Here is a 4,984-nt window from a genome sequence, read left to right on the forward strand (position 1 = left end):
AAAGCCAACTATGGCGGAATTATAACAGGAACACTAAATGCACAAGATATAAAATCAGGCCCAATAATTAACTCTACCGATCAAATAGAACACCTAAGACAGAAGTTGATCTAAATGGCTCAAAAAAAGAAACAAACGGAACAATCTTATTGGCAATTACGAAATATGGCTGCTGAAAAGAGAGTCAACGATGGTGCGAAAGTACTAGAGGAAAAAGTAGCCACTGCCTATCGTCAAGCTCAATCCTATTTAACTAAACAAGCACGAAAGCTCTTTTCTAGGGCGCAACAACGCACCGGATTAGACGAAAAGGAAGCAAAACGACTACTGAACGATACAGTACAACCAGCAGAATTAGTAGAGTTAAAAAGTCTGTCTAAGCAAATAAGCAATCCTGTTTTACAAAAAGAAGCACAGAAAAAACTCACTGGGCTAGCATTTAAAGAACGAATAACACGAGCTGAGGACTTGAAAGCCAAGTCTTTTTTAGTTTCTAAACAAATTGCCAATGTGCAGCTCGATAAATCTACCGATTTTTATATTGATACGATCCATGATTCGTATAATGAAGCGACTGCGGAATCAATCATTCGTCAAGCTCAACAGAATGCTAAAAATGGTGTAGTTATTGAAGCATGGAATAAAAAGGATTACCAATTTAAAGAACTGTCCACAAAGTATACTAAGAATATTTTGGATAGTCACTGGCTTGGTTCAAATTATTCTGAGCGGATATGGAGTGACACCGAAGCGCTAGCCAAAAGGTTAGAACAATTATTTACTGTAGAATCAATGACAGGGATGTCCGAGTTTGAGATGGCTAAGACTATAGCTAGTGAATTTGACCGTTCTATCGGCGTTGCTAGGCGTTTGATTCGTACCGAAGCTAATTACATGGCTAATCAAGCGAAACTCAAGGCTTGGCAAGATAGAGGCGTTGAACAGTATATGCTTGTTGCAGTGTTAGACCTTCGTACATCCAAAATTTGTCAGGAAAAGGATCACAAGATTTATTTAGTCTCAGAGGCGGCGGTCGACGGTAAAGAGGGTACATATCCTCCTTTCCACCCTTGGTGTAGGACAATTGCTGTTGCATACTTTGGTAAGCGCACCTTGTCAGGTACGAGGGTTGCAAATGATCCAATCACAGGCCAAACGATAACCATTAAACAGCAAGAAACTTATGATGAATGGATGAAGAAGCTGAAAGGAAAATACTCCGATAAAGAAATCGAGCTACAGAAAAAGAAAGTCATCAATCTTGCTAAGGACAACAGCTCTTATAAAGAGTTAAAGTCAGTGTTAGGGCAAAAGAACAGTCCTTCTTCATTGGATAAATACCAAGAAATCAAGTATAATGATGGACAAGAATGGAATAAATTAAAAGATAATTACTTTGTGAAGAGTCGGTTAGCTGACAGGCGATATAGCCCGAAAATTAATCCTGAGAAACAGGCGCCTCATATGGAGGCAACTCGAACTACTGGAAAGAGTTATTTTTACGAGGATATCGATGTTCAACGATTATTAAACAAACATGCAGGCACTGGTGAAGTAGAAAAAATGCTCAACGGCCGAAGAACAACAAAAGAAATGGTATATTTGGATAAGATAATCGGAGTTGATGGTCGTACAGGAGATGAAGTAAAAGGAATTAAAATACACCATTCGAAAAAAAGAACACACATTGTTCCGTGGAAAGGGGATCGTTAAAATGGAATTGGTAGAATATTTAGGAAAAACAGTACGAGTAACATTTATAGATGGTCAGATTCTTTCAGGGAAGATTGTAGATTATACAAGTAGCGCTGACAATGATGATGAAGGTGAGTATCTAACCATTCGTCCACAGTCAGGTAAGTTAAAAGGTAAGCCGATAGTTTTTTATAAAGGTGATTTTAATCAAATAGTTATTAAGTAGTGCTCGAACTTCATTCAGATCGAGTGCTATTTTTATGCCCATTATTACTTGGGGCTATATAAATTAAGTGAATAAAATATACTAATTGGGTTTATGAAGCAACTAGGAAGACGGACTGGGAGACTGGGTCGTTTTTTTGTTTGCCAATAGGACTGATTGGGGTAGGAGAGATAGTTATGAAGAAAAGATTATTAAAGTTAGATTTACAATTTTTTACAGAAGGCGAGCAAACTGATGAACAGACCGAAGTCACCACTCCTAAACCGGGTGACCCTGATTTCGATGCAGCAGTGAGCAAAGCTGTAGAAAAAGCACTGGAAAATAATAATAAAAAATGGCAAACAAAGTTAGATGAACAAATCGTTTCGGCGAAAGAAGAAGCAAAAACCGAAGTGGAAAAAATGGCACAGATGAATGCGGAACAAAAAATTGAGTATGAACGTCAACAACGAGACGAAGAACTTAATCAGCGTGAACGAACTATATTAGCTCGTGAACTAAAAGCTCAAGCGACGACTCAACTATCTGAAGCCAATTTGCCTTTGGAGTTGGTGGATTTGATTAATGTATCTGATGGTGGTACAGCACAAAAGTCTTTTGATGCTTTAAAAGTAGCGTGGGAAAAAGCTCAGGGTTCGTGGGAAAAGGCGATTGAAGAAAAAGTAAATGAAAAACTCGTTGCTTCAGTGGATACACCTTTGAACGTGGCTACTAATCAAGAAATTAATCCTTGGAACAAAAATACGTTAAACCTTACTAAGCAAGGAGAAATCCTTAGAGAAGATCCAGAAAAAGCCAAAATGTTAATGGCTCAAGCCAATAAATAGAAAAGAGGAAAAAGAATGAATAAAAAAGTTTTAAACATGAATTTACAATACTTTGCAGCAAAGACAAAAATTGAAGATGTAATTGTACCCGAGGTATTCAACAAGTACGTCATCGAGCGAACAGCTGAGTTGTCAGCATTTTATCAATCAGGTGTAGTAGAAAACAATCCTGAACTAGATGCCTTAGCTACTGCTGGTGGTCGTCTAATTAACATGCCATTTTGGCAAGATTTAACTGGAGACGATGAAGTATTGTCTGATACAACGCCATTAGAAACAGACAAGCTTGTCGCTAGTCAAGATGTAGCTGCATTTTTAATGCGTGGTAAAGCATGGAAAGCAAACGATTTAGCAAAAGCATTGTCTGGTGATGATCCGATGCGAGCAATTGGTGACTTAGTAGCTGCTTATTGGGCACGTCGTCAACAAGTCACTTTATTATCCACACTTAAAGGTGTGTTTGGTGCAGCCTCAACTAAGATGGCGTCGAATACGCATGATATTACGGCAGATACTATCGAATCTGGTTTCACAGGAGAAACATTCATTGATGCTTCTTATAAATTAGGTGATGCAGAAGAACGCTTGACAGCGATTGCGGTCCATTCAACAGTTTATGCTAATTTACGTAAGCAAAACTTAATCGAATTCATGTTAGCGTCTGATAATACTAAAATCCCTACTTATATGGGCAAAAGGGTAATTGTAGATGATGGCATGCCAGTCGATACAAACAACGGCATTTACACAACTTACATTTTCGGCTCTGGTGCAGTAGGTTTAGGAAATGGCGCGGCACCTGTTCCAACTGAGACAGATCGAGATGCATTAGCCGGAGATGATATTTTAGTGAACCGTCAGCATTTTATTTTACATCCACGTGGGATCAAATTTACGGATAAATCTGTATCAGGATCTTCACCAACAAACGCTGAGTTAGCGACAGGTGGAAACTGGGAACGTGTTTATGAACCGAAAAATGTTCGTATTGTACAATTCAAGCATAAACTATGGGTTCCTAAAGTTGTAATCCCTGGTGGAGGCTCAGGCGAATAAAGGAGTGTAAAGCATGGATGAAGAACAAGTAATTAAGCACACGGAGGCACTTGTTGTTCGGCTAGGAACTGAAGTTAGCGAATCGGAAAAGATCAAGGGAATGCTAGAGGATGCTGTCATCTTGATTCTTGATTATACAAATAGAGATAAAATGACAGATCAGTTGTATTATTATGCTCGTCAGTTAGTGGTAATCACTTGGAATCAGGAAGGGAATGAAGGGGAGGCATCGCGCTCAGAAGGTGGTGTCTCTCAAAGTTTTATTACGGATATACCAGAAAAGTTAAAAGCCGGTTTGAATAACTATCGTTTAGGGAAGGTTGTGAAATATTATGCGCCTAAGAAAACGTGACCTGATGACTGTTTACCTAAAAAAACGTATTGTAACTAAAGACGATGAAGGTAATGACAATACTAGCTATTCCGAAGAGTTTGAAGAATTACAGATGAATGTACAATCCGCAGGAGGTCAAGTCGCTGCCGCAATTTATGGTGAGCGACTACCATACATTAAATCATGTAAGTATCAAGGTGAGTTGATCAAGCCAAAACAAAATGAAAATGATGGCATTTGCTTGTATGTGGTACCAACTGAAGAACCTGATTTTTATATTAAGTCGATTCAACCATTTTCTACGCATTTAAATGTTACATTGGAAATGAGGGATCAAGATGAAAGTTGAAATAAAAGGATTAGACAGTCTAAAAGCCAAACTTAAAGCAGCACCGAAAATCATGGAGGAAGCTGTTTGGGATGCCACTTTTGAAATTGTTGAAGAGGTAGCCTCTCGAGGCGCTAGTCGAATACAATCATCTGTTAAACATGGTAGCGGTGAAAGCGCTGGCTCTATTAAACAAGAAGTGGTTATTGATAGCAACGGTAAACTAATCGGACGAGTTTGGTCAGATAAACAACAATTACTATTTCGAGAGTTTGGGACTGGTCCAGTAGGTGAAGCTTCTCCAAAAGACTTACCGAACGGTGTCAATCCAGTTTATACGCAAGAACGATGGTTTGTCCCTGTGGATATTGTAGCAGTTGATTTAGAGGCAGTTTATGGTATTCCCAAAATGACGATCAACGGGAAAGATTTCTTTATGACTCGTGGTCAACCAGCACGTCCTTGGCTATATCCATCTGTTAAAGAGGTAGAAGAGAACATTCCTGAAATCTACAAAG

At 38.8% G+C, this 4,984-nt stretch carries 7 protein-coding genes and 1 pseudogene; all 8 read left to right on the top strand.

What is annotated here, in order from left to right; genetic code table 11:
* Positions 1–114: 114 nt before the first annotated feature.
* Positions 115–1,245, top strand: a pseudogene (locus tag C240_RS03645) (minor capsid protein); the annotation flags it as partial.
* Positions 1,246–1,398: 153 nt separating this feature from the next.
* Positions 1,399–1,713: a polymorphic toxin type 50 domain-containing protein gene (locus C240_RS16350; RefSeq protein ID WP_442896572.1), complete on the top strand. Its 315-nt coding sequence runs from the start codon at positions 1,399–1,401 to the stop codon at positions 1,711–1,713.
* Between the two features lies 1 nt (position 1,714).
* Positions 1,715–1,921 (top strand): hypothetical protein, encoded by a 207-nt coding sequence (locus C240_RS03650; RefSeq protein WP_271491113.1) that lies wholly within the window; start codon positions 1,715–1,717, stop codon positions 1,919–1,921.
* Positions 1,922–2,097: 176 nt separating this feature from the next.
* The gene (locus C240_RS03655) at positions 2,098–2,748 is read left to right on the top strand and encodes a DUF4355 domain-containing protein (protein WP_271491116.1); all 651 of its coding nucleotides are present in this window, start codon (positions 2,098–2,100) and stop codon (positions 2,746–2,748) included.
* A gap of 15 nt (positions 2,749–2,763) precedes the next feature.
* The gene (locus tag C240_RS03660) at positions 2,764–3,804 is read left to right on the top strand and encodes a major capsid protein (protein ID WP_271491120.1); all 1,041 of its coding nucleotides are present in this window, start codon (positions 2,764–2,766) and stop codon (positions 3,802–3,804) included.
* Between the two features lie 13 nt (positions 3,805–3,817).
* A complete protein-coding gene (locus C240_RS03665; protein WP_271491122.1) occupies positions 3,818–4,156 on the top strand; it encodes a phage head-tail connector protein in 339 nt (112 codons plus the stop codon).
* Positions 4,137–4,487, top strand: a complete 351-nt coding sequence (locus C240_RS03670; protein WP_271491123.1) for a hypothetical protein — start codon at positions 4,137–4,139, stop codon at positions 4,485–4,487. The genes C240_RS03665 and C240_RS03670 overlap by 20 nt, the downstream gene beginning before the upstream one ends.
* On the top strand, positions 4,477–4,984 hold a 508-nt coding region (locus C240_RS03675), incomplete at its 3' end, for an HK97 gp10 family phage protein (RefSeq protein ID WP_271491126.1). The genes C240_RS03670 and C240_RS03675, both read left to right, overlap by 11 nt.

This window comes from Enterococcus sp. 5H (assembly GCF_028128615.1).
GTDB lineage: Bacteria > Bacillota > Bacilli > Lactobacillales > Enterococcaceae > Enterococcus_L.

Bases quoted from the DNA above. Each gene is read 5' to 3' on its own strand.
- C240_RS03660 (WP_271491120.1), top strand. From the start codon at position 2,764: ATGAATAAAAAAGTTTTAAACATGAATTTACAATACTTTGCAGCAAAG.
- C240_RS03655 (WP_271491116.1), top strand. From the start codon at position 2,098: ATGAAGAAAAGATTATTAAAGTTAGATTTACAATTTTTTACAGAAGGC.
- C240_RS03670 (WP_271491123.1), top strand. From the start codon at position 4,137: ATGCGCCTAAGAAAACGTGACCTGATGACTGTTTACCTAAAAAAACGT.
- C240_RS03650 (WP_271491113.1), top strand. From the start codon at position 1,715: ATGGAATTGGTAGAATATTTAGGAAAAACAGTACGAGTAACATTTATA.
- C240_RS03665 (WP_271491122.1), top strand. From the start codon at position 3,818: ATGGATGAAGAACAAGTAATTAAGCACACGGAGGCACTTGTTGTTCGG.